This window comes from Alteribacter salitolerans (assembly GCF_016901055.1).
Taxonomy (GTDB): domain Bacteria; phylum Bacillota; class Bacilli; order Bacillales; family Salisediminibacteriaceae; genus Alteribacter; species Alteribacter keqinensis.
Genome location: NZ_JAFEUX010000013.1, coordinates 1 through 20,265, shown reverse-complemented (window position 1 = coordinate 20,265; position 20,265 = coordinate 1). Strand labels below are relative to the sequence as shown.

Annotated in this window: 29 protein-coding genes; 7 read left to right on the top strand and 22 right to left on the bottom strand. The window is 45.7% G+C overall.

The window, feature by feature from the left end; all coding sequences use genetic code 11:
* Nucleotides 1-112: 112 nt before the first annotated feature.
* Nucleotides 113-661, top strand: a complete 549-nt coding sequence (locus tag JSY36_RS18445) for an AAA family ATPase (protein ID WP_205167508.1) — start codon at nucleotides 113-115, stop codon at nucleotides 659-661.
* Nucleotides 658-1,071: a metallothiol transferase FosB gene (gene fosB / locus JSY36_RS18440; RefSeq protein ID WP_205167507.1), complete on the top strand. Its 414-nt coding sequence runs from the start codon at nucleotides 658-660 to the stop codon at nucleotides 1,069-1,071. Before JSY36_RS18445 ends, fosB begins: the two co-directional genes overlap by 4 nt.
* 43 nt (nucleotides 1,072-1,114) lie before the next feature.
* On the opposite strand, the gene JSY36_RS18435 is transcribed toward fosB, so the two are convergent.
* From JSY36_RS18435 to JSY36_RS18425, 3 genes are all read right to left on the bottom strand, one after another.
* A complete protein-coding gene (locus tag JSY36_RS18435) occupies nucleotides 1,115-1,783 on the bottom strand; it encodes a ribonuclease H family protein (protein WP_205167506.1) in 669 nt (222 codons plus the stop codon).
* Between the two features lie 292 nt (nucleotides 1,784-2,075).
* Nucleotides 2,076-2,540, bottom strand: a complete 465-nt coding sequence (locus JSY36_RS18430) for a hypothetical protein (protein WP_205167505.1) — start codon at nucleotides 2,538-2,540, stop codon at nucleotides 2,076-2,078.
* 25 nt (nucleotides 2,541-2,565) lie between these two features.
* Nucleotides 2,566-2,805 (bottom strand): hypothetical protein, encoded by a 240-nt coding sequence (locus JSY36_RS18425; RefSeq protein ID WP_205167504.1) that lies wholly within the window; start codon nucleotides 2,803-2,805, stop codon nucleotides 2,566-2,568.
* A gap of 466 nt (nucleotides 2,806-3,271) precedes the next feature.
* Here JSY36_RS18425 and JSY36_RS18420 point away from each other — a divergent pair, with 466 nt between their 5' ends.
* Nucleotides 3,272-4,117 carry an STAS domain-containing protein gene (locus tag JSY36_RS18420; protein WP_205167503.1) on the top strand — a complete coding sequence of 282 codons (846 nt, stop codon included), beginning with the start codon at nucleotides 3,272-3,274 and terminating at the stop codon, nucleotides 4,115-4,117.
* Nucleotides 4,118-4,407: 290 nt separating this feature from the next.
* Here the strand turns inward: JSY36_RS18420 and JSY36_RS18415 are convergent, their stop codons facing one another.
* The gene (locus JSY36_RS18415; RefSeq protein WP_205167502.1) at nucleotides 4,408-4,848 is read right to left on the bottom strand and encodes a hypothetical protein; all 441 of its coding nucleotides are present in this window, start codon (nucleotides 4,846-4,848) and stop codon (nucleotides 4,408-4,410) included.
* A 195-nt stretch (nucleotides 4,849-5,043) separates the two neighbouring features.
* On the opposite strand from JSY36_RS18415, the gene JSY36_RS18410 reads away from it, so the two are divergent.
* Entirely contained in the window at nucleotides 5,044-5,346 is a 303-nt protein-coding gene (locus JSY36_RS18410) for a YrhK family protein (protein WP_205167501.1), read from the top strand.
* A 208-nt stretch (nucleotides 5,347-5,554) separates the two neighbouring features.
* Here the strand turns inward: JSY36_RS18410 and JSY36_RS18405 are convergent, their stop codons facing one another.
* The 8 genes from JSY36_RS18405 to JSY36_RS18370 all read right to left on the bottom strand — a co-directional run bounded on the left by JSY36_RS18405 (nucleotide 5,555) and on the right by JSY36_RS18370 (nucleotide 11,704).
* Nucleotides 5,555-6,700, bottom strand: coding sequence for an ABC transporter permease subunit (locus tag JSY36_RS18405; RefSeq protein ID WP_205167500.1), 1,146 nt, complete (start codon nucleotides 6,698-6,700; stop codon nucleotides 5,555-5,557).
* Nucleotides 6,693-7,571, bottom strand: a complete 879-nt coding sequence (locus JSY36_RS18400; RefSeq protein WP_205167499.1) for an ABC transporter ATP-binding protein — start codon at nucleotides 7,569-7,571, stop codon at nucleotides 6,693-6,695. The genes JSY36_RS18405 and JSY36_RS18400 overlap by 8 nt, the downstream gene beginning before the upstream one ends.
* Nucleotides 7,555-8,373, bottom strand: coding sequence for a hypothetical protein (locus JSY36_RS18395; RefSeq protein ID WP_205167498.1), 819 nt, complete (start codon nucleotides 8,371-8,373; stop codon nucleotides 7,555-7,557). Before JSY36_RS18395 ends, JSY36_RS18400 begins: the two co-directional genes overlap by 17 nt.
* Nucleotides 8,351-8,920, bottom strand: coding sequence for an RNA polymerase sigma factor (locus JSY36_RS18390; RefSeq protein WP_336511537.1), 570 nt, complete (start codon nucleotides 8,918-8,920; stop codon nucleotides 8,351-8,353). Before JSY36_RS18390 ends, JSY36_RS18395 begins: the two co-directional genes overlap by 23 nt.
* A 317-nt stretch (nucleotides 8,921-9,237) precedes the next feature.
* Complete coding sequence (locus JSY36_RS18385) at nucleotides 9,238-10,119, bottom strand: aminoglycoside 6-adenylyltransferase (RefSeq protein ID WP_205167497.1); 882 nt, start codon at nucleotides 10,117-10,119, stop codon at nucleotides 9,238-9,240.
* 12 nt (nucleotides 10,120-10,131) lie between these two features.
* Nucleotides 10,132-10,944 carry a class I SAM-dependent methyltransferase gene (locus JSY36_RS18380; protein ID WP_236785153.1) on the bottom strand — a complete coding sequence of 271 codons (813 nt, stop codon included), beginning with the start codon at nucleotides 10,942-10,944 and terminating at the stop codon, nucleotides 10,132-10,134.
* Nucleotides 10,945-11,055: 111 nt separating this feature from the next.
* Nucleotides 11,056-11,211 (bottom strand): hypothetical protein, encoded by a 156-nt coding sequence (locus JSY36_RS18375; RefSeq protein WP_205167495.1) that lies wholly within the window; start codon nucleotides 11,209-11,211, stop codon nucleotides 11,056-11,058.
* A gap of 115 nt (nucleotides 11,212-11,326) precedes the next feature.
* Nucleotides 11,327-11,704, bottom strand: a complete 378-nt coding sequence (locus tag JSY36_RS18370; protein WP_205167494.1) for a hypothetical protein — start codon at nucleotides 11,702-11,704, stop codon at nucleotides 11,327-11,329.
* A gap of 184 nt (nucleotides 11,705-11,888) precedes the next feature.
* Between JSY36_RS18370 and JSY36_RS18365 the strand changes: the two genes are divergently transcribed.
* Nucleotides 11,889-12,296: a DUF5391 family protein gene (locus tag JSY36_RS18365; protein ID WP_205167493.1), complete on the top strand. Its 408-nt coding sequence runs from the start codon at nucleotides 11,889-11,891 to the stop codon at nucleotides 12,294-12,296.
* A 239-nt stretch (nucleotides 12,297-12,535) separates the two neighbouring features.
* Here the strand turns inward: JSY36_RS18365 and JSY36_RS18360 are convergent, their stop codons facing one another.
* Nucleotides 12,536-13,036 carry a hypothetical protein gene (locus tag JSY36_RS18360; protein WP_205167492.1) on the bottom strand — a complete coding sequence of 167 codons (501 nt, stop codon included), beginning with the start codon at nucleotides 13,034-13,036 and terminating at the stop codon, nucleotides 12,536-12,538.
* A gap of 115 nt (nucleotides 13,037-13,151) precedes the next feature.
* Between JSY36_RS18360 and JSY36_RS18355 the strand changes: the two genes are divergently transcribed.
* Entirely contained in the window at nucleotides 13,152-13,454 is a 303-nt protein-coding gene (locus JSY36_RS18355) for a hypothetical protein (RefSeq protein ID WP_205167491.1), read from the top strand.
* Nucleotides 13,455-13,570: 116 nt separating this feature from the next.
* On the opposite strand, the gene JSY36_RS20950 is transcribed toward JSY36_RS18355, so the two are convergent.
* From JSY36_RS20950 to JSY36_RS18310, 9 genes are all read right to left on the bottom strand, one after another.
* Nucleotides 13,571-13,873, bottom strand: coding sequence for a DUF3267 domain-containing protein (locus JSY36_RS20950; RefSeq protein ID WP_205167490.1), 303 nt, complete (start codon nucleotides 13,871-13,873; stop codon nucleotides 13,571-13,573).
* On the bottom strand, nucleotides 13,867-14,133 hold the full coding sequence (locus JSY36_RS18345) for a hypothetical protein (RefSeq protein WP_205167489.1): 267 nt from the start codon (nucleotides 14,131-14,133) through the stop codon (nucleotides 13,867-13,869). The genes JSY36_RS20950 and JSY36_RS18345 overlap by 7 nt, the downstream gene beginning before the upstream one ends.
* 23 nt (nucleotides 14,134-14,156) lie before the next feature.
* A complete protein-coding gene (locus JSY36_RS18340) occupies nucleotides 14,157-14,339 on the bottom strand; it encodes a hypothetical protein (protein ID WP_205167488.1) in 183 nt (60 codons plus the stop codon).
* Nucleotides 14,340-14,437: 98 nt separating this feature from the next.
* A complete protein-coding gene (locus tag JSY36_RS18335) occupies nucleotides 14,438-15,235 on the bottom strand; it encodes a serine hydrolase (protein ID WP_205167487.1) in 798 nt (265 codons plus the stop codon).
* Between the two features lie 92 nt (nucleotides 15,236-15,327).
* Nucleotides 15,328-15,732 (bottom strand): hypothetical protein, encoded by a 405-nt coding sequence (locus tag JSY36_RS18330; protein ID WP_205167486.1) that lies wholly within the window; start codon nucleotides 15,730-15,732, stop codon nucleotides 15,328-15,330.
* Nucleotides 15,733-15,852: 120 nt separating this feature from the next.
* Nucleotides 15,853-16,341, bottom strand: coding sequence for a hypothetical protein (locus tag JSY36_RS18325; protein ID WP_205167485.1), 489 nt, complete (start codon nucleotides 16,339-16,341; stop codon nucleotides 15,853-15,855).
* A 440-nt stretch (nucleotides 16,342-16,781) separates the two neighbouring features.
* Nucleotides 16,782-18,200 carry a protoporphyrinogen oxidase gene (hemG, locus tag JSY36_RS18320; RefSeq protein ID WP_205167484.1) on the bottom strand — a complete coding sequence of 473 codons (1,419 nt, stop codon included), beginning with the start codon at nucleotides 18,198-18,200 and terminating at the stop codon, nucleotides 16,782-16,784.
* A 189-nt stretch (nucleotides 18,201-18,389) separates the two neighbouring features.
* Nucleotides 18,390-19,028 (bottom strand): histidine phosphatase family protein, encoded by a 639-nt coding sequence (locus JSY36_RS18315; protein ID WP_205167483.1) that lies wholly within the window; start codon nucleotides 19,026-19,028, stop codon nucleotides 18,390-18,392.
* Nucleotides 19,025-19,216: an SE1561 family protein gene (locus JSY36_RS18310; protein WP_026690909.1), complete on the bottom strand. Its 192-nt coding sequence runs from the start codon at nucleotides 19,214-19,216 to the stop codon at nucleotides 19,025-19,027. Before JSY36_RS18310 ends, JSY36_RS18315 begins: the two co-directional genes overlap by 4 nt.
* A 131-nt stretch (nucleotides 19,217-19,347) precedes the next feature.
* Here JSY36_RS18310 and JSY36_RS18305 point away from each other — a divergent pair, with 131 nt between their 5' ends.
* Nucleotides 19,348-19,893: an MFS transporter gene (locus JSY36_RS18305; protein WP_336511535.1), complete on the top strand. Its 546-nt coding sequence runs from the start codon at nucleotides 19,348-19,350 to the stop codon at nucleotides 19,891-19,893.
* Nucleotides 19,894-20,265 lie beyond the last annotated feature (372 nt).

The window sequence follows — 20,265 nt, the reverse complement described above, 5'->3', positions numbered from 1 at the left end:
CCGATTATACTATGAAACCCTTTTCAATTGGCGGATTTTGTGGAGAAAAATCAGAAAGATTGAGAGAACGGTGGTATATTATGGTATATAAATTGTTGAAGGAGCCTTGACGATGGACAAAGAAAAGCAGGATTGTGCCGCTGATGGTGAACAGCGGATAATTGATTATGGAAAAATTCATATTATCGGGTCCGTGGGAAGCGGGAAAACGACACTTGCAAAAAAGCTGGCAAAAAAGACAGGGATTCCACATTTTGAGCTGGATAATGTGGTCTGGGAGCGGCATCCGTCCGGGGACCGGAGACGCTCAGAAGCGGAACGAATCAAACGGCTCGGGGAAATTGTGCAGGGAGACCGGTGGATCGTGGAAGGTGTACATAATGAACTGTGGGTGGATGAAAGTTTTGAGCGGGCTGATGTGATTCTTTTTCTGGATCCTCCGTATCGGGTCCGGACGTATCGTATCGTCAAGCGATACATGAGGCAGAAGCTAGGTTTGGAAACGTCTCATTATAAACCTGCGTTTGCCGTTTTTCGCAGCATGTTTAAGTGGAACCGGCATTTTGAAAATAAGGGAAAGCCTCATTTTTTTCAGCGGTACGGGACGTATGAACAGAAGATCCGGATTATTAAAGGACATCTTAAAGGAGGTTTCAAATGACGATTAAAGGACTGAATCATTTTTTATTTTCTGTATCGGACTTGGACGAGTCGATTTCATTTTACGAAAACGTGTTTGACGGGAATCTTCTTGTGAGGGGAAATAAGACGGCGTATTTTGATGTGGGTGGCATGTGGTTGGCCCTGAATGAGGAGGCGGATGTACCAAGGAATGAGACCTACACCCATATCGCCTTTTCCATCGAAGAAGATGATTTTGATTTCATGCTGGCAAAACTGAAGAAGCTGGGGGTAAATATCCTTCCGGGACGCAGGAGAGATGAACGAGACAAAAGGTCGGTCTACTTTACCGATCCAGACGGTCATAAGTTCGAGTTCCATACGGGAACCCTCAGGGACAGACTGGATTATTACAGGGAGTCAAAGAACCATATGACTTTTTATGAGTAAAAGGTGCCCCCTTACACTTTTGGGGAGACCTTCTCATTACTTTTTACTTCGACTTTCCATCCAGCTCGATCTTACTCCTCACTGCCACTCCGTTTAACGCCTGGGATGCGAGGTGATCGGCTTCCTGGTTCTTTTTACGGGAGACCACTTCGTAGGCCGGATCGATGCCCAGTTTCTTTAATTTATCCTCAATCCGGTCAGCCCAGCTGTTCAGGGCTTTTTCCATTGTGGGCCACTCGCCGCTGAGCTGATTAATGACCACTTGGGAATCTCCCGTAAAGGTAACGGGTAAATGGTGGGCGCCGAGCTCTTCCAGCTCTTGGACAGCCAGGTCGAGAGCCGCGTATTCCGCTTCGTTATTCGAATCCAGAGCCTCCATTTTTGCATTTTTCCTTAAACGGAAAGATTTCCCGTTCTGCTCATAATAGATCGCACAGCCAAGACCGGATACTTTTGTCTGTAGATCGAATCCGCCGTCAAAATAAACCGTAATGTGATGGGGCTCTGTTTCAATTTCTGCAACGAGTTTCTTGAGCTGTTTTAATGTCCACGTCTGTTCCCGGTGGTCTACAAACGTAATGTTCTTAAGGCGTCCGGTCCGTTCGAGATCTCCTGCAATGGCAATCGCTTCTTCTACACGCATATCTGCGGAGCTGAAGGTGGTTTCCAGTCCCTTTGGGGTTTTGTATGTGATATCAAGCCTTACGTCCATTTTTGTTCCTCCCGTTTGTCAGCTATCCGTAGTGTATGTGAACCGTGGACATTTAACGCTGTCCTGAAAATAAAACCTTTGGGCCTCGCGCCTATTCAGCAATAATCTCAGCTTTATTGAATGGAAGATGCTCCCCTTCCGCGGACTCGCGCCGTGCATTCCTTGGGGTTTGCCGAAATATCTGCAATGCTCTGTTAACACTTAAAAATCAAAAAGTGTCACAAGCGGTGATTTTTTTGAGGAGATCTTCTTTTTATCCGGTCAGTTCTCCTGTTAAAGAAAACTAGATGAATCATCGACTCTCCACCTCCTCCAGGTCTTCCCTTGCCCATCTAGTCACTTTCGGTTCACATTCACTTAATACTTCTATCTGATCATTGGCTGTATAGTAACTATGGTGTTCAACCCTATCAATGCTAAGAACTTGCTGATTTAAGGGTGCCGTTTCATTAAACCACTTTAAATACTTTGAATGGATCATTTTTGAAAAAGGGTATTCCTTAACGACCTCATGGCTTTCACCATCAATGTAGGGAATTCCCGAATGGTCTGTTCCTGAATCAGGAACAAACCTGAAAGACCAGACAGGACTGTGACCGAGACCGCAATTTTCATAAGTGAATTGATATTCATACTCTTCATCAAAGCACGAAATGACTAAATTAAACCCTTCTCCGTTATAAGATAAATTCCTCAGGACAAGCATTCCCTTGCACTCTGTTAACTTCCAGACTTTTAGTCTTTGTTCCTGGCTCAAAAACTCACTTCCTCTCTGAATTGATTTATTCTTTTTTCTCTGCTTTTTCATTGGCGAAAACAATCATGGCAAGCCCGCCTGCCATACCCATCACCAGTCCGATTAACACGGCGTCCAGCATGTCATCCATTAGAGGCATGCCTGTATACAGGTTTTGATGCCCCGGTAAAGAACCGATCCCATCATCCCTCCGGCTGTCATCAGAAAAATCGTTTCTTCTTTTTTCATTGCTTTTCGCCTCTCGTAAAACACGTTTAGCAAGCACCTGTTCTTTTACTTCTCCGGCTTAAAATGTTCCTTTGAAGGGGCACGCCGCCCATACTAACTGTTGTTTCATAAAACTGATATGGTTCTACGTCTGCAATAAACCTGCGGCAACCATCCGACGTTACATCACTCCCCCACGTTTAAGCTCTATATGTATGGCGTTTCTATGTTCCTTAAAGTCCGTATAGCGGTCTTCGAAATCAATCACAATATGGCCTTTACGGTACCCCGGCAACCAGTTGAAGAAATACAATAACCTGCAGCCCCGATCAGTCCGAGTACAACTACAAGTACCTCGATCCTCTCCCGTCCTATTGATGTATAACCTGTCTATGGCGGGACCAGGAGAAGGTTTCACTACACCTCAAAGAATCATGTATTTTAAGAAATCATCAATCGACATCCCTGTATTTTTAAGGTAATATCAAAATTAGAGAATAAATTGGTAATAGCGGGAGGCCATCATGCACAGAAATAATAATTTGTATCAGTTTTTAATGGACAATGCAGACAGGATCACTGATGAATGGTATGAATTGGCCAGTAAAAACAGTTCAGACGGTGTATACGCATCAAGTGATCCTGACATTATCCAGAACATTAAACGACAAAACAATGAGTTTCATAAGCGGTTTTTTTCGGTGTTTATTCAAAGTGAATCTGCCTTTTTGGAAGAGATCGAAGAATGGGTTCATGAGATCGCGCAGGACGAAGAGCACCATAACACCCCCCTGCACTTGATTCTGGGAGAGTTTAACCGGACACATGAACAGTACGGGAAAATCATTGAAGAATTTGTAGAAACTGTTGAAAATGACCACAGTATTCACGAGATTATCAGATGGTACCGTGTTCTTGACCGCATGTTCAGTGAAATTACTGTCTGGTTTGTCGAAGAGCATACCAACTATTCTAAAAAAAGAATAGAAGCACAGCAGGAACTGATTAGTAAATTAAGCTCCCCGGTCATTACCTTAAATGAAGAGGTTGCCCTCCTTCCTATCGTAGGTGACATCGATTCTGCCAGATCCAAAATCATTATGGAAAAAACACTTGAACGCTGTTCGACACAGGGTGTCAATTACCTGCTCATGGACCTGTCGGGGGTAGTAACAATTGATCAAAACGTGGCTGAAGAGCTGATGAACCTGATCGACGCCCTCCAGCTGATCGGCGTTTCAACGACCCTGTCAGGAATGAGACCTGAAATGGCCCAGGCCACTGTAAAGCTCGGCCTGTCTTTCGGTCATGTGTCCATCAAGCCGACTCTCGCAGAAGCGATACGGTTCAGAGAATTCCCATTGAAATAACGAGAGCTCCCCTGATTATTGGGGGAGCTTTTTTGTGATGCCTGTTTTGTCGTGCCTGTCACTCCCCTAATTTCGATGCTTATTTTTATAAAATCATACATCGCATAAACAAGCAGACATACAAAGCCTGCAAATGGAAGCATGGAAGTAAACACACACGGTCCCCGTTTCTCTCTTTTGTCATATTTTAGCACGTATGACAAAACACCGGCATCGTTCTTTTCCACAAAAAAACCAGAGCTTAGGAGAACCGCCCTGGTTATACTTTATTCACATCCGTCATGTCCCCATTACTCCGGCGCTTTTCCGTCCAGATAATACGGTGCACCGCTTACGTCATTGTCCTTTGAAACCGGATAGGACCAGCCGCCGATCACTTCTCCCCCAATAATCATGACGGTTGCCTTTGTTTTCCCCATGCCAAACGCGTTGTCCAGTGGATGCTCCTGAACCGTGAAGGTAATGGTAATGATCCTTTGACCATAGAAAGATTCAGCTTCACGTTCCTGAACCACCCAGATCTCTTCATGAGGCTGAGCCCGCTGTTTGGAAGCCAGGTCTTCCTCTGTAACCGTGTATGTCCCTTCTTGATCCATTGACAGGACCTTGAATCCCATTCCTTCAAGATGTGTTTGTGCAATGAGAGCATTGTCACTGAGAAGAGCCTGGCTGCTGCAGCCTGAGACAAACAGGATGAGTAGAGCTGCTGCTATTGTTGCGATGCGGATCATTGTCATTCCTCCTTTTGAGGTGCCTGTCACTCCCCGAATCCTCAGGTCTTTTCCCTATGCTTTTTTTTTGCAATAAAGTACTTTGGGTACGACAAATTTTGGGTGGTGACAGGCACCATTTGACGTTTTGGACGTTTTTAATACGCTTTGTTGTGGTAGGTACTAGAGTGAGAGTTTTTTAAAGGAGGGTAACCGATGAAGCCTGAGATTTCACATAAAAAAGACTTCTTAGACGTCAAAGCAGGCCGTTTCCGGTTGTATTTCAGAAAAAGATATCGGCTCATCACCACGGTGAACGATCTTCTGATCGGTCTTTTCTTTGTTACAGGAAGTATATTGAACTTCTTTTCATCTGCAGAAGTTTTTGGTATGGTTCTGTACCTGTGCGGAAGTCTCCTGCTTGGAAGCCGGCCTGTGCTAAGGATTATGCATGATGCGGAGCTCCGTAACGAAATGAAAGAGTCGAGTAACTATAATCCTGCGAAAAAGCAGGAGTAGCCGTCCTCATGGATTCAGGAGTGGGATCATTCCTGAATCCATGGCAAGACCGATAGCAAACCCTTCCCTCTATCATTTCTTCTTTTATATAAGTAAACCTTCCCGCTTGGAATATTAATAGATTTTCATAGAATTTATTCGGGGAAATTTAAAATTTATCCGGTGTTTTCCACCATTTAACCGGTCTTTTTTACCCCAGCCCACCCGATCACCCGGCCACCTGTTCACGCTTGTGACTCCAGTAAAGAAGAACGGTGACCCCAACCGTAATTAATGCAGATAAACAGATGAGAATAGTATGGTACAATACCGGAATGCCAAACACGTTGTATGCCTCAAACGTTTGAAACAGGCGCTCTGTGCGTATCAGTTCCATATAGCTGAATGCAGTGACGTACTCCATCATCCCGTGCTCCAGCCCCAGCTGCCTGATCACATAAGGCGCCGCCAGAACACAGCCACTGATAAAAAATGCGACCATGGCATTTCTCGTAAGCTGGGAGCATACAAGAACCAGCACACCGAAAACGAGACTTCCGAAGAATTGAACGGTCAAAGTGGCACCCCAAAATTCAAGAACGTTCCAAGCAAACGGGGACTGACCATAAGGACTCCACCAGGCAAACATGGACGGCCACAGGCTCTGGATCGGAGCGTCCCACCCTCCCAGACCGCCAAATTTGACTACATGGATAACGGTATTTACCACATGCAGGGAAACAAAAATCGTTGCAATATACGTGATTCCGGCCAGAAGCTTTGCAGTAACCAGTTTCTTTCTTCCATGCTTCGTTGCCAAAAGTAAGCCAGCCATTCTTTTCCCATGCTCGTCTGCGAAAACGGGAGAAAGCCCCACCAGAATAAGAACAGCGAGCAGTATGACACTGAAAAAAGGTTCAAGAAAATCAAACATCCCCCGCCACCCTTCAACAATGAAAAAACCATGGGCTTCTCCTACTTTTTCGTACATCTCCTGCTCTTTTGAAGTGACACGCCAGGCATATGATGAAGGAGTAAGCTCCTCTTTCTTCATCTGCAGATCGGCTTTTCGTTCTTTCATTGTTTCTTTATTTCCCCAAGCACTTGCGATTGAAAAATGCACGTTGCCTTCAATAGGATGGAGGTTGTCAGGACTCTCTCCACTGTCCTGCATGACCATCTCTTCCCTGACGATGTCATTCATTTCTTCCGTTACCGGTCCTCCCCAACGCTCAATCAGTTCCTCATGACTCTCATCGAAGACCGGTTCCGGAGGTATAGATTGTTCTCCCCACAGAAGGAGGCCTGTAATGAGGGCAAACACGAGATAGATGCTTGGCTTTGAGAAGATTTTAAAACATTCATGCTTATACACCGGCATCCGCCTCCTCACCAAAGAAATGAACATACACATCTTCCAAAGTGGGTTCTGTATTTCCAGCACGGACATGGGGTTTTTCTTCACTTATGATTCGAAGTGTATTGCCCGCGGCCGTCCGCATTATATTGCTCACCTGATAACGAGCCTGAATCACCTTGGCTTCTTTTTCATCCACAACCGTACGCCACACTTTCCCGGTCATTTCTTCAAGAAGTACCTCTACCGGACTCTGTCTCACCAGCGCTCCCTCTTTCATGAGCAGTACCTCTTTGGCAACCGACTCGATATCAGACACAATATGGGTGGAAAGGAGCACAATTCTGTCCTGGGAAATTTCAGAAAGAAGGTTCCGGAAGCGGATCCGTTCTTTTGGGTCGAGCCCCGCTGTCGGTTCGTCAACAATGAGCACCTTCGGATCGTTGAGGAGCGCCTGAGCAATGCCGAGCCTTCGTTTCATTCCCCCTGAGAACCGGCCGGCTTTTCGTTTCCTGTCACCTTGAAGGTTCACAAGGGTCAGCAGTTCATCAATTTTTTCCTCAGCTTCTTTTTTCCCAAGCCCTTTCAGGCTGGCAAAATAACGGAGAAACCGCTCGGCGGTGAAGTTTTTGTACACACCGAATTCCTGAGGCATGTAGCCCAATACATCACGGTAAGCGTCATCAAGGGTCGCAATGTCCCTGCCGTCGAGGAGAATCCTCCCGGAGGTTGGCCTTAATATCGAGGTCATCATCCGCATGAGCGTGGATTTCCCGGAACCGTTTGGACCGAGGAGGGCATACACACCTTCTTGAAGATCTGCTGAAAAATGATCTACTGCTTTTTTATCTTTGTATGTTTTTGAGACACGGTCAACGGTCAGATTCAATGTACTCTTCCTCCTCAAACGTAGAAAACCTTTTTGCCAGTTGTTTTGCCTGCATTAAAAACAAACCCACTCCTGTTACAAGTACAGCCCCCTGAAGGAACAGACTTCCGTGAACATACTTCTCAATCCAGGTATAGTTGCTTGCAAGAGCCACCATTGTGACAAACCAGATCGAGATGATCGTGATTGGAGCGTTTCTCCCTCTCAGGCGGGATAATACCGCTAATGAGACAGCCGCAAAAATCGTAAACGCTGTTAATGATACGAGAATCATCTCCCACAGTGAAACACGGGCATTCACTGGGACAAAACCGATGATCAGCACGCCATTTAACAGGACATTGTAAGCACCGATAATGAACAACCGCGAAAGTATGACTTCATGTGAGGAATGCCTGCAGCTCATCTCCATTTCCAGCATCCCTTGTTCACGTCCTTTCACAACCTCGGAAACACCTATGATAAAAGGCAGAGATCCGAGTACAATAAACATTGTCAAAGGTGCATCGGTAGAAACCGTCGTCATGGCGTACCCAAACACAAAAAGGAGAACACTCAGCACCCAGTAGGCCGGGCTGATGAGAGATACTTCTGCTGCCGACCGCTTTACAAGCGCGCGCAGACGCTCCATGGACCGGACACGGCCCTTTTGGGGAACATACTGGCGGAGCGTACTGATGGTGGCATCGATCTGTTCTTCGTCCGGATACTTAACAAGAAACTGGTCGAGCTCTTCCTTCAATTCCTTATCGTCCAAATGCCACATGCCGTCCGTTTCATTATCCTTCACGTCTCTCCTCATCTCGGTTCCCTCCTTGTAACAATGCCTTTAACTTCCCCACACCCTGTTTGAGTCTTGATTTCACTGTTGCTTCTTTTGAATCTGTAATCGTAGCGATCTCTTTAATTTTCATCTCGTGATAGTATTTTAGAATGATTGCTTCCCGTTGCATTTCCGGGAGCTCTTTGATCGCAGTCTTCACCTTTTCGCTGTCTTCTTTTTTGCTGAGCATGTCCCAGACGTTTTGTTTGTGATCATGAATGAGCGGGTTAAGCTCGTTTTCCCGGTTCTGCTGCTTGTATGGCCGGCTTCTGAAGTAATCCCGGCAGTGATTCACCGCAATTCGTGACAGCCAGTGGGTAAACTTCCCGTCATTCTTGTACTGGTCCAGGGCTTTCATCATTTTCACGAACACGTCCTGGGTCAGGTCGTAAGCAAGATGATGATCACCAATTTTGCGGTATATGTAGGCAAACACTGTTTTGTAATGCTTCTTGACGAGCACTTCCATGGCCGCCTGACTGCCGTCTTTTATTTCTTTAATGAGTTCTTCATCTGTAGGCATCATTTTGCTGCGGCGCCCTGCCACTCCCGGGGTATTGTCGACATAAAAGCGGGCACCTCTTTCACCACCTCTACTAATAGTAACGAATTTTATTTGGAAATGGTTTTATGAATTTGGAAAAAAGAGTAGATTTGGATAAAAAAAGAGCCCGGGCTTCTGGCTCGGGCTTGGAGGTGAGGAGAGGATTCATGATAAACCGGACAAATTCATGATATTCTTCTACGGATTCATGATAAATTGCCAGAATTCATGATAAACTCCTGCGGATTAAAGAAAGATCTAATAAATTTATGTTAAACCACCGTCCCCGCTCACTCCGGTCAGAATATGCCCTTCGCATCCCGGGGCAGTTCCCGCACACGCTCCAGATACACGGTCATATTCCGGTCGTCCTCCTCCGGATATTCATAGGACAAGTTCTCTGCGACCTCTCTTGCAAGCGTCCGGAACAATTCGCATGCGGCGAACACCGCTTCCCACGATTCCTCCACACCAGGCCCTGCATACGTCTTTTTATACAGATCCCAATAATGCTCCGGAAGGTACGTCTTAAAGTACTTTCCCATCTTCCCCGGCGACATGACGAAATCTTGTTGCATGCTGATCCACCAGGAAACGATCTGATCCAGCGGCCTTCGTACCACCTGCTCAAACATCCCTTTCGCGTAGGGAAGTTCATCACGCCACAGCCCTTTCCCGACGTTTTGCATGCACCACCAGAACTCATTGCATGCACCATCGAATCTCGCTTTTTCAGGCCGCGTCACATGATAATCAACGTCCGTCGACTCTGGAATGGCAGGCAGAACAGCATCTTTATCCAAAAGCGGTATCGTAAGTGAATCCTGACCATACTCTTCTCTCATGACCTCTTCTGTCTGAATGTGAAGATCAATCCGGTTCCCGTCCTTAAACAGCATCAGATAGCAGTAGGAACGGTTCAGGTTCACATCCATGCCGAGCAGCTTGTCATTTTTGTCCGGCTCCTGAATCATAAGCAGGTCACCAAACACAGAGATCCATTCTTCATCCTGGATAAAGCTCATTGTCTCTGTCACCACATAAACAATATCGTAATCCTGGAAAGTATCTTTCGGCACATTGGGATTTGTACGCGACCCGTTCATATAAACCGCCCGGATCCGTTCGTCCTCTTTTGCCACAGTTAAAATCACATCCAGCATTTCCTGTTCCTTACGCAAGTATCGTCCCTCCTAGTCTTCCCTTCCTCCGGTGCCACCCTTTTTTATAGCCAGCTTAAGTTTTAACGTGATTGTTTCTTTAAAAACACCGGACGGGTCAATCATCATAAGGGCCTCTCTCATATGCCCTTCAAATGCTTCCACTTTTTCTCCTAAAAATGCTTTTCTCCCATAAGACGTGGAATACAGGTAGCCGATAATAACATCCACGGTCCAGCTGACCTGAAAGGGAGGCAGCTCGTGAACCTCCAGGGTAAACCGCGAGTCTTCGATTACTTCTTCATGACTCACCTCTGGATGGGAATACGTCGTCTTCCCTGCACGCCTGTTACTGCCGTACCATTCTTCAACCACGTCATTGACCGTCCCCTTCCACAAAGGACGGCTTTTGGGCGGGGCTTCATCAATGATGATCACCCCGCCTCCCGGGGAAACCTTCGGGTACAGCGAATCCAGCAAAGCACGACGGTCCATCCAGTGAAAGGCTTTTGCGATGATAACAAGCCTGAACGATGAAGGAGCGGTCTTAACAAACGTTTCCGCATCACTGTGAATCCACTCCGCATTGTCCACTCTGTTCTCTTTACTTAGGCGGCTCGCTTCATCAATCATTTCCTCCTCTGTATCGATCCCGGTTATCGTTTCAAACCAATCGGAGAACCGGCATGCAAGCTGACCGGGACCACACCCGGCATCAAGCATCCGGCCGGTACCATCAAGACCAAAGCGCTTCACAGCAAAACGGACGAGCGAGGCCGGATACAAAGGACGGCAGCGGGAATAGTAGCTTGCTGTTCCTTTAAACAAAGTGCTTCCATATTCCATCACACAGATCCTCCTCTGATCATTCTTCTTTGACCATTTTAACATCTTTTTTCCATTCTCTTGCGATAAAAAATACCAGCAACTTTCCACAATGTATGCGGTATCCTGTTGCTAAATGTGATTGTAATAGTTCTCTTCAATTCCAGCTTTTTGTTCACTCACTTTTTCATTGAGTAGAGCTTCTTTCGTACGTGCGCTCCATCTCTTGCAGCACACCTCCACCTGTCTTATACCGAACCATCTGAGCAACCGGCTGTTTCTTATCATATCGTATCCTCCTCATGTAACTGTCTCTCTTACATAAAGAATATGCGCTGACAGCTTCCGCTTCCCCGGAGCACCGGTTGAACTTTTCTAAGACTGCAGGTGGAGTTTTTACCGGTTAAAACAGCAGTTCCCCTTTGAAAAACGGTACGGTCACTATGTATAAAGCTCCGGCAAAACCAACCCAGAAAGAAATGGACCTGATCCTTTTACGGTAAAATTCATTGCTTTTTACGAAAACAAATTTGGCAGCCAGCGAATACACCGCAAACAAGAGAAACGATACAGCGAACCAGGTCACCCATGTGTTACCTAGAAACATGATTTCAAAGCCTTCGTAAATGTCCCTCAGTACCAGGAGTGTGACAACAAGTCCGAGTGCCAGGAATATGAATGCTTCTGTGTACCTGATCATCTCCTTTTTCCACAAGACCATTTTGATCACCACCTTTACTAGAACAAATGCAGTAAACCGAGCTTCGCGATTCCACTGCAAATGTAACCTTCCTCCTGTTTGTTCTTATCACCTGAAAAAACAGCAAAGTCAGTCGAATACTTTCATTATCCAATACAAGTTCGGTTACGACTAAAAGAGCCTTGCGTTTCATATAAAAGTAAAAGTTTTACAGATCATGCTATAGTAAAATCAATTCAAGGATTTGGAAGGAGTTTCGTTACTTATGAATAAACAAAGACTAATCTGGCTTACCCTGCTTTCGGCTTGCTGCTTTGTCTGCTTCATGATCGCCGCTTCGTTATCCCCACTCAGCAGCACAGGACCCAATGCAAACGAGTACGGCTCTCCGGGTATGTGGGCAGCTGTCTTTTTCGTTGCTGTTCTTTACACAGTCCCTCTTGCTTTATACACGCTCGGCATCGGCTGGATGAAAAAAGTGATGACTGTGTTATGTATCGGAGGCATTTTGACATTAGCGGTTGCCAGTATCGTTATTGCTGGATACAGCTTCTTTTTCGTTACCTTTTCGTCACCAATGATCTGGACACTGATCTTTTCGTTAATGACGGTTTTCGTGAATGCTGTATGGTTAACTACCGCATTCCGTCCTGTGCATTTGGCACCTTCATAAAAACAACCGTTATTCCCTGCCTCCTTTTTTATATGACTTAAATGTTGTAACCTCTGTAGTAATCTCTGGTATTGTTCGGACAAAATGTCCGTTCGGCCTGAGAAATGGATTCTTGAAGCTTCAAAATATTAATGCCGTAAGTAGTACCCCCTTTTATCTCTGCAAGTACCGAGCGCTATATAATCGCTCCCTTCCCACGGTTATCAGTGGGCTTCTCTAAAAAACACTGCGGTCTATCCTTAACCTGTTTTCGATTCGAAATATTTTACAAATGATTCAACATTTCTTAAATTGACCCCATAATCAATCAAAGTAAAACGATAAGACGGTTTACTCTCTATCCAAACCTTCGTTGTTATTTCCGATAAAGCTTCAGCCTTACATTCCAGCTTCTCACCAAATGAATAGACCGACGTTTCTTTCTCCCCTCGAATCACGCCTTCCTCTTCATTTACGTATGTGAGCTTTGTTTCTTCCATCACAGATAAAGCCTCTTTACATAAGGAGAATGTTTCTTTATAAGGCATCGAAATAACCATTTCTCTTCTTTGCTTAAGTCTTCCGTCCGCCTTTCTTACGTCTTTATGCATTAAAATATTCATTGATCCCAGAAAAACAGCCATTATACCGCCAAAGGAAAGGCCGGTTATGAGTGCGATTTGAACAGAAAAAAAGTAATAGTACATGCCTGCTCCAAAAAAAACAGACATTATCACAAACACGAGAAACATTCGTATCATAATATCCCCTCTCTTTCTTAATTACTCGTTCCAATTCTACTAATCTACCTCTTTTCAAGAAACCGTTTTATTCTACTTAACTAATGGGAAGAGGTTTGTAAGGAGGGGATTGACCATGAATCCGTATGCGAAGTTCTTAGGGGTAAAAAAAGAAAAGGACCGGCACACGGGATTCCGGCTTCTTGATTATTTTTGCTATGCCGCTTTTATCCTGCTTCTGGCAGCCATTAACACCCCGTTTACCTTGTTCCCCGAAGAGGTTTATTATGTGCCTGCTGTTTTTCTCCTCTTCACTCTTTACCTGGGTGGAAAGACCATTGAAGGCTTTGTGGATGGCCTGCTCCGAGTTGTGTTTATTTTTGGCATGCCTGCTGCGATATCGCTCGTAACAACCATCGTGTTGTTCCTTGCAGTCTGACAGCTCTTTTTTCATTCAACCGGCAGTAACATTCAGCGGGATCCCGGGCTTCTTATCCCCAGGGGACGTAAACCTTACATCCGATTTTTTCCGGATGGTCTTTTACATAACACTTTTTAGAGCACCTTCTTATTTCTTTTACAATCATCAAGTCCCCGAGGGATGCGAGTGTCATAAACACCCCGATGAGAAAAAGAAACGGACTGCCGGTAAAAAAAAGCATATGTAAGAGGAACCACCCCGAGAATAACAGGAAGAAAAACGGCCATCCGGTAATGATTAATTCGAAGCGGTACCCTGCAGTGAGCATAGGGCATAAACTGCTTCCAAATTATGCCGAACTTCACATCCCTCCACGACGCTTTCCCGATATAAACATACCCTGCCGCGTGCAGAAACTCGTGAACAACGATCAACACAATAAATGCAACACCCAGAGGGAATAATATTTCAAATCCGAACCTTCAACTCCCCAAATGAGGGAGAAGAGAACAAAAAAGAAGAAGTAGCATCCAACGCCCCAAAGGAAGGCGTATTTTTTTACTTTTTTGGGGCTGATGGTCCGGTCCTCTATCACGTAATCCTCATTATTCACCTGCATCATCCTCCACCTGCTTTCCCCGGAAAAATGAGCACCGACGAATGCCAGCGTTGCAGCACCGCCAATAATGATTCTCATGGAAACTTCCTAAGTGTGAACGTTTATTTGCGCTCCTCATCATCCAGATCCCTATCCAGAAACGATTCTTCCTCTTCTTTGATCCCGTGCTTTTCTTCTAAATACCTGCCTATATTTGAGCGGTTAATGCCTTTTCGAACTTCAATGACCAGGAACAGAATAAGCATGAATACGGAGAAATAGAAGATGGTAAATAAAATATCCATAGTTCCCTCCTGGAATTTGCCGTGCTCAAAGCCTATCGAACATCCGGAGATTTACCATTTCAGTCTCCAAAGGGGAGAAGACGAAACTCCCAATCTATTTAAATGTACCCGGAAAGATAATTATACACAGCTTTTCCTACTTTTCTTATGTACTCCTGTCCCTCAATGTTTGTTTCCAGTTTAACCGTCATCATTGTCACATAAGCCGTTTTCCCATTGAGACAAATCATTCCTCCGTTATGTTCCATGCCGATGTCATCTCCGGTTTTATGGGCAACACGCACGGTTGGAGGCAGTCCGTCGGAGAACAAGTACGGAAGCTTATGATTAATCTGCTGCCCGGTCAGACTTGAGAGAATAAATTCCCTGTTTTCTTCAGTGAGGTTTTTTCCCTGATTGATTGCCATTAAAATGCGGTTGAAATCCCGTGCTGACATAATGTTGTTTAAGGGCTGGGTGTTCGGGTCCGTGTGAATGATTTTTCGTTTGATCCAAGACGAATCGCACCCTGCAGAAACCATCGTTTTTTGAATATAAGGGATGCCAATCCGGTCAATAATGACATTGGTCGCCGTGTTGTCAGAGACCGTAATCATAAGGGAGAGGAGCTGCCGGTTCGTAATCCGGACCTCCCCCGGCATATGGAAAAGCACACCGGTTCCTCCTATTTTCTGTTCCGCTGAAACGATTGTTTCTTCGTCCAATTCAAATGTCCCTTCCTGACTCTTAAGCACCGCTGCGTACACACACGGCACTTTGATCAGACTTGCTGCGATCAGGGGAGTCTCCGAGCCGTATCCGATCTCCCCTTCCTCTGTGTGGATGTGAAGGGAAACGTCCCCGTTTACTTTTTTACTAAGGGTTTGAACGGTGTGGCCAAGTGTCTCAAAATCCAAGTGATTTCTCTCCTTTATTATGCAGCATTTATTACGACCACACACTTTCGAAAAAGAACCTGATCCCTGCGTCGGGCATCGGCTTACTGGATTTATTCAGCCGTCACCAGCAGTTCTTTGACATGATTGATATCATAATCGCCCCTGATAATATGAGTCGACTGGCTCGAAGGGGTTGTACGGTCGGCAACTTCAAGGTAACCGTCCTCATAAAACGTGAGTGTTGCTACAGGTACGGAAGACGACCGGAGTAGCTGCACATTGACATTTTCACGGGGATGGACATACGTGCTTCCTGGCTTTCTTAAGCTGATTTCACCCAGGGACTCAAGCACTTCATTGATCTTTTCTTCCTCTTCAATAACGGTTTCTTCAACCACGTGGTAATGGTCATTATAATGAGTAATGCTGATCGTACTTACATGATCCCGCTCCAAATCATCAAGGACCGCCTGCTGGACGGAGGTGAGTGTACTGATATAAAACCCGCCAGCCACAGCGGCGGCAGTGAGACTGAAACCTATGAGAACCAGATATGTTTTCTTAATGAAAATCCCTCCCGTACAATGAACGAATCTACCCTACTTTATACCCTCTCAGCTTAAAATAAATCTGCATTACCGGTGAGGAATGGACCACTTTACTTCGTGATGATTTTCCCCTGCTTTTTCACCATCATAAAGCAGGTTCATGATCTCACCCGGACCGGTATAGATAAATAATGACGTCTCCACTTTCTCACCCAGCTGGAGTTCCCCGATAAACACGTCAAAAGGAAACAAATCAAGGTCCATTCGGGCGAGATGCTCTCTGCCTGTGACCTCATCATCCACAAGAATCGCAAACCTCCCATAGTAAAAGTCCCGATCGATGATGACTGGTGTCTCCGAACGGTTTGCCGCTTCAAACTCAATGATTGCAACCTGTCCAAACTCGGTTACTTCGAACTTCTCGATTTGATTATCGTAGGTTCCATTCTGAAAGGTTAACGGTGTGACATGAACCGATGATTGGTCGGCCGTTTCTCCCCAGGCAAGCTCAGAATTCTCTGAACCGGTGCAGCCGATCATAAGTAAAAAGAAGAATAGTGTTAGCATGTTTTTCAAAATGGCTCCCCCTCTGCTCTCACTGTTTTACGGCTGAAAAGGGTGAGAGGTTTCGCTTTTTTTAGAAGATGCTGGTAAAAAAGGGCCAGGTGGTGCACCACAGAAAAACGCCGGTCCCTAAATGGATCCGGCGTTCGGAGTTGCTCTATTCATTTTTCGAATAAAGTCCTATGGTTTCGACAAAATCTGGGTGGTGACAGGCACCAACCATCAAGATGCAGGGTTTTTGATCCGGTTCGGCTGATCGGCAATGTCTGCGAGTAAATAACTGTTGCCGTCCTTAAAGCACGGGGCCAGGTATTTCTCCAGGATATCGATAGAATCTTCGGTTTTAATGAGGTAAACCGAATCGTGGATACGTTTGATGTCATAAAGCTTCCCGGGCCGCTCCCGTATGCATTCTTTTTCCTGATTATGAAGCGCGTTGTCGTATATAGATTTTACTGACCATCATCTTCGCCCCTATCCATTTGCCGTGTCAGGTCCGCCACCGTTTCAGCCGTATCTTTCCCGTTTTGAATACACGCCCCGATGCCGACGCCGTAATAGGAGCATCCGGCAAGGATCACATTCGGATACAGTGACGCCATCTTGGCTTCCAGCGCCGCTACTGATTCCGTATGCTTCTTATGATAGTTCGGCATGAGGTTATCCCAGTTTGTGACTTCCACTGTGGTCGGCGCTTCCTGAATGCCGAGGCTTTTCTCAATGTCTTTACGGGCAAACGCGGCAAAGGTCTCATCATCCATTTTTTTAAGCTCCGGGTAGGACAAGTTTGTGCTTTTATAAAACAGCCTCACAAGTAGTTTCCCGTCCCTGGAGGTGTGGGCCCATTTTTTGCTCGTCCATGTGCACGCATCACAGTGGATGTCGTTTTCACCCGAAACGATAAAACCCGTACCGTCAGCCGGCAGTCTGTCTGCCGGGATGTCATAGCCGAGGTAGACGGTTTTGATTGAAGAGTTCTTTAACTCGTTAAAATTCACATCCACTTCAGGGCTTCCGAGGAGGCGCTGGGTCACGTCATGAGGAGTACTTAAAACAACCCCGTCAACGGTGAGCTCATTGCTGTTTGACAATTCCAGCCTGTACATTCCGTTTTCTTTATCAATCTTGGACACGTGGACACCTTTAAGGATCTTGTGATCACCGAGCTTCTCTTCCATCCGGTCAATGATGGTGGAAAGCCCACCCTTAAACGAAAGGAACTTCCTGCTCGATCCGGCCTTAAACTGTTCTTTATGGGCTTCCAGTCCTTTTATGATGGAACCGTACTTTTCCTTATACTCGATTAAAAAAGGCAGTGTTGCGCCTACTGTGAGCTTATCGAGCGTTCCTGAAAAGACTCCGGATAACACCGGCGCAATCTGTTTTTCCACCAGCTCTCCGCCTAAAAAGAACGTAAGGAAGTCCCCCACAGAGCTTTCCTTTGTAAACCCTTCGTTTGGCGTTTCAAGGTCTTTTAAAGCGGCCTTTTTTCCCGCTTCAGATACGAGGGTACTTTCATACAACGATTCCACACTCGTTGGAATGCCGAAAATCGTATCCACAGGGATCGGAAAAAGCGTATTGTCTGTGTAAATGAATGAAACACCCGAGGAGTTGTAAACAACGTCGTCCTTTAACCCCAGGTCTTCAATCAGCGGCATTACACTTTCGTGCCGGGCCACGATGGAGTCTGCCCCTGTTTCCATAATAAAGCCGTCACGCTCGACTGTATGTATTTTCCCGCCGAGGTGATCGTTCGCTTCGATCATCACAAGCTCTGTGTCCGTCCCACGTTCTTTCATTTTCCTATTTAAATAGTACATGGCTGTGAGGCCTGTCATGCCTCCGCCGATAATCGCAATCTTCTTCATCGTCATCACACCTACACTGATTTGTCTACCTTCACTTTACCATAACCAAGCTGTGGAAAAAATGAACATACCAAGGACATTTGCGGTCACTCAGACAAAAAAATACCGGATTCCAAGGAAGGAACCGGTATTCAAACATCTATAAAAGTCCTATGAATTCGACAAAATCCGGGTGTTGACAGGCACCATTTAGTACAGCACCGTTGTGGTTTTCAGGTCCTTCTCCCGCTCAAGATGATTGGTCCGGTTCACAAAGTGAAACTTTACCTGCTCATCCGAGCGCCACTCGACCTTTGTAATCCCCGTGTTTCCGATCATAAACGGACGTGTCAGCTCCTGCCACTTCGGTCCGGCAATTAAATACATAAGGAAAATACTAATAAATCCGCCGTGAGACACAATCACAACTTTCTTGTTGTCGTACCCTGCACGAAGTTGTTCAAGAACATATTCGCAGCGAGCAGTAATTTCTTCGACTGTTTCTGAGCCTTCAATACCCGATGTCAAAAGAGATTTTGTTTCAAGATCGGGAAAAGCGGCTTTCATTTCCGCCCGGGTCTTTCCTTCAAGGGGACCGAGCCCAACTTCCCGCACTTTGTCCCAGGTGTGAACCTCAAGTGGGTGGTGCTTGGCGATCGCTTCTGCCGTCTTTTTTGCCCGCCCCAAATCACTTGTGAAAATAGCGTCGAGGTGTTCAACTTGAAATGCCTCTCCTGTAAGGGCCGCCTGTTCTTTTCCCAGGTCGGATAAAGGGAACTCTGCGTGCCCTTGAATGATGCCCTTCAGGTTGGCTTCAGACTGTCCGTGCCGGACCAGATAAAGGATCATTGGCCGTCCCAGCTCTTACGGTATTGTTTTGCCTTGTTTTCAAGTTCATCAAGCATTTCAATAATGCGGTCGATATCTTCAACGCCCGCTTCTTCCGGGTCAATGCCATCAAGCATCGTCATGAGAAGCTCAATACGCTGGTGAAGATATTTCATTTGTTCCTGCCTGTCATTAATTGCTCCGCCCATAAATTACGGATCTCCTTTCGAATAAAAACCGTAGTTCTAACAGTAGTTAATTGTAACAAAGGCAGAACAGAAAACTCAATACTCCACGCTGTTTTTCGACAAATTTCTATTCATTCGTTAACCTGCCTTCATTGGCAATCTGCAATATTTCCATATTGGTCAGTTGTGTAGGTTTCTTCTTTATTCCAATACTGACGAAGCATTTCTTTAAGAAACACATTCTCATGACGATTTTAATTATCGACATTGTTGTTCGGATTGCTTTCTTCATGTCTGGTTACTCAAACACCATGGTTGTTATGGCATTTCTGACGGTGACGATGGTTCTGTATACAGCAACCGGCCCGCTGATCTCCACGATGCTTGCTGAAACAATTGAATTTACCGAGCTTAGAACCGGTCAGCGTTCTGAAGCTGTGACGTTCTCCGGACAGACATTCACGGGGAAATTATCCGTGGCCATCGCAGGTGGTGCAACAGGGGTCATCTTAACCATTATCAACTATGTGCCGAATCAGGCCCAAAGCCCCGCTACGTTACAAGGTCTGTTCTTTGTGATCGCCTTACTTCCTGCAGTCGGGTCCCTTATCCGTCTGATCATCATGTACTTCTACAGATTCACGGAAGACAAGTACAAAAACGTAGTTGCAGAGATTCATGCCAAAAAAGAAAACTGATTTTTCTTCTAAGGAGCCTGGGACAGAAGTGTTTTAGTCAACGAGAATCCGAACGAATAATATGCGGTGCAAAAAATCGCTCCTGAAATATACTTCGCTTTCCGCGGGAAGCGGGTTACCCTTCTCCAACATACCTGCTTCTTCCTCTGCCAGCTAACCTTTGCAGCTGTCTGCGTCGAAGCAACTCGTCGCATTGTCATGAAGTAAATCGTCACTGTGGGGGCTCACCTTTGCTTTTTATCCCGCAGGAGCATTCCTGTTAGTAGGTGAAGTGGCCTCTTGCACAAAAAAAGGTCCTCCGTTATGATGCAGGTTGCGAACCCAATACACCAAGAGGAGGACCTTTTGATGCATCATAATCGAAATTACAAA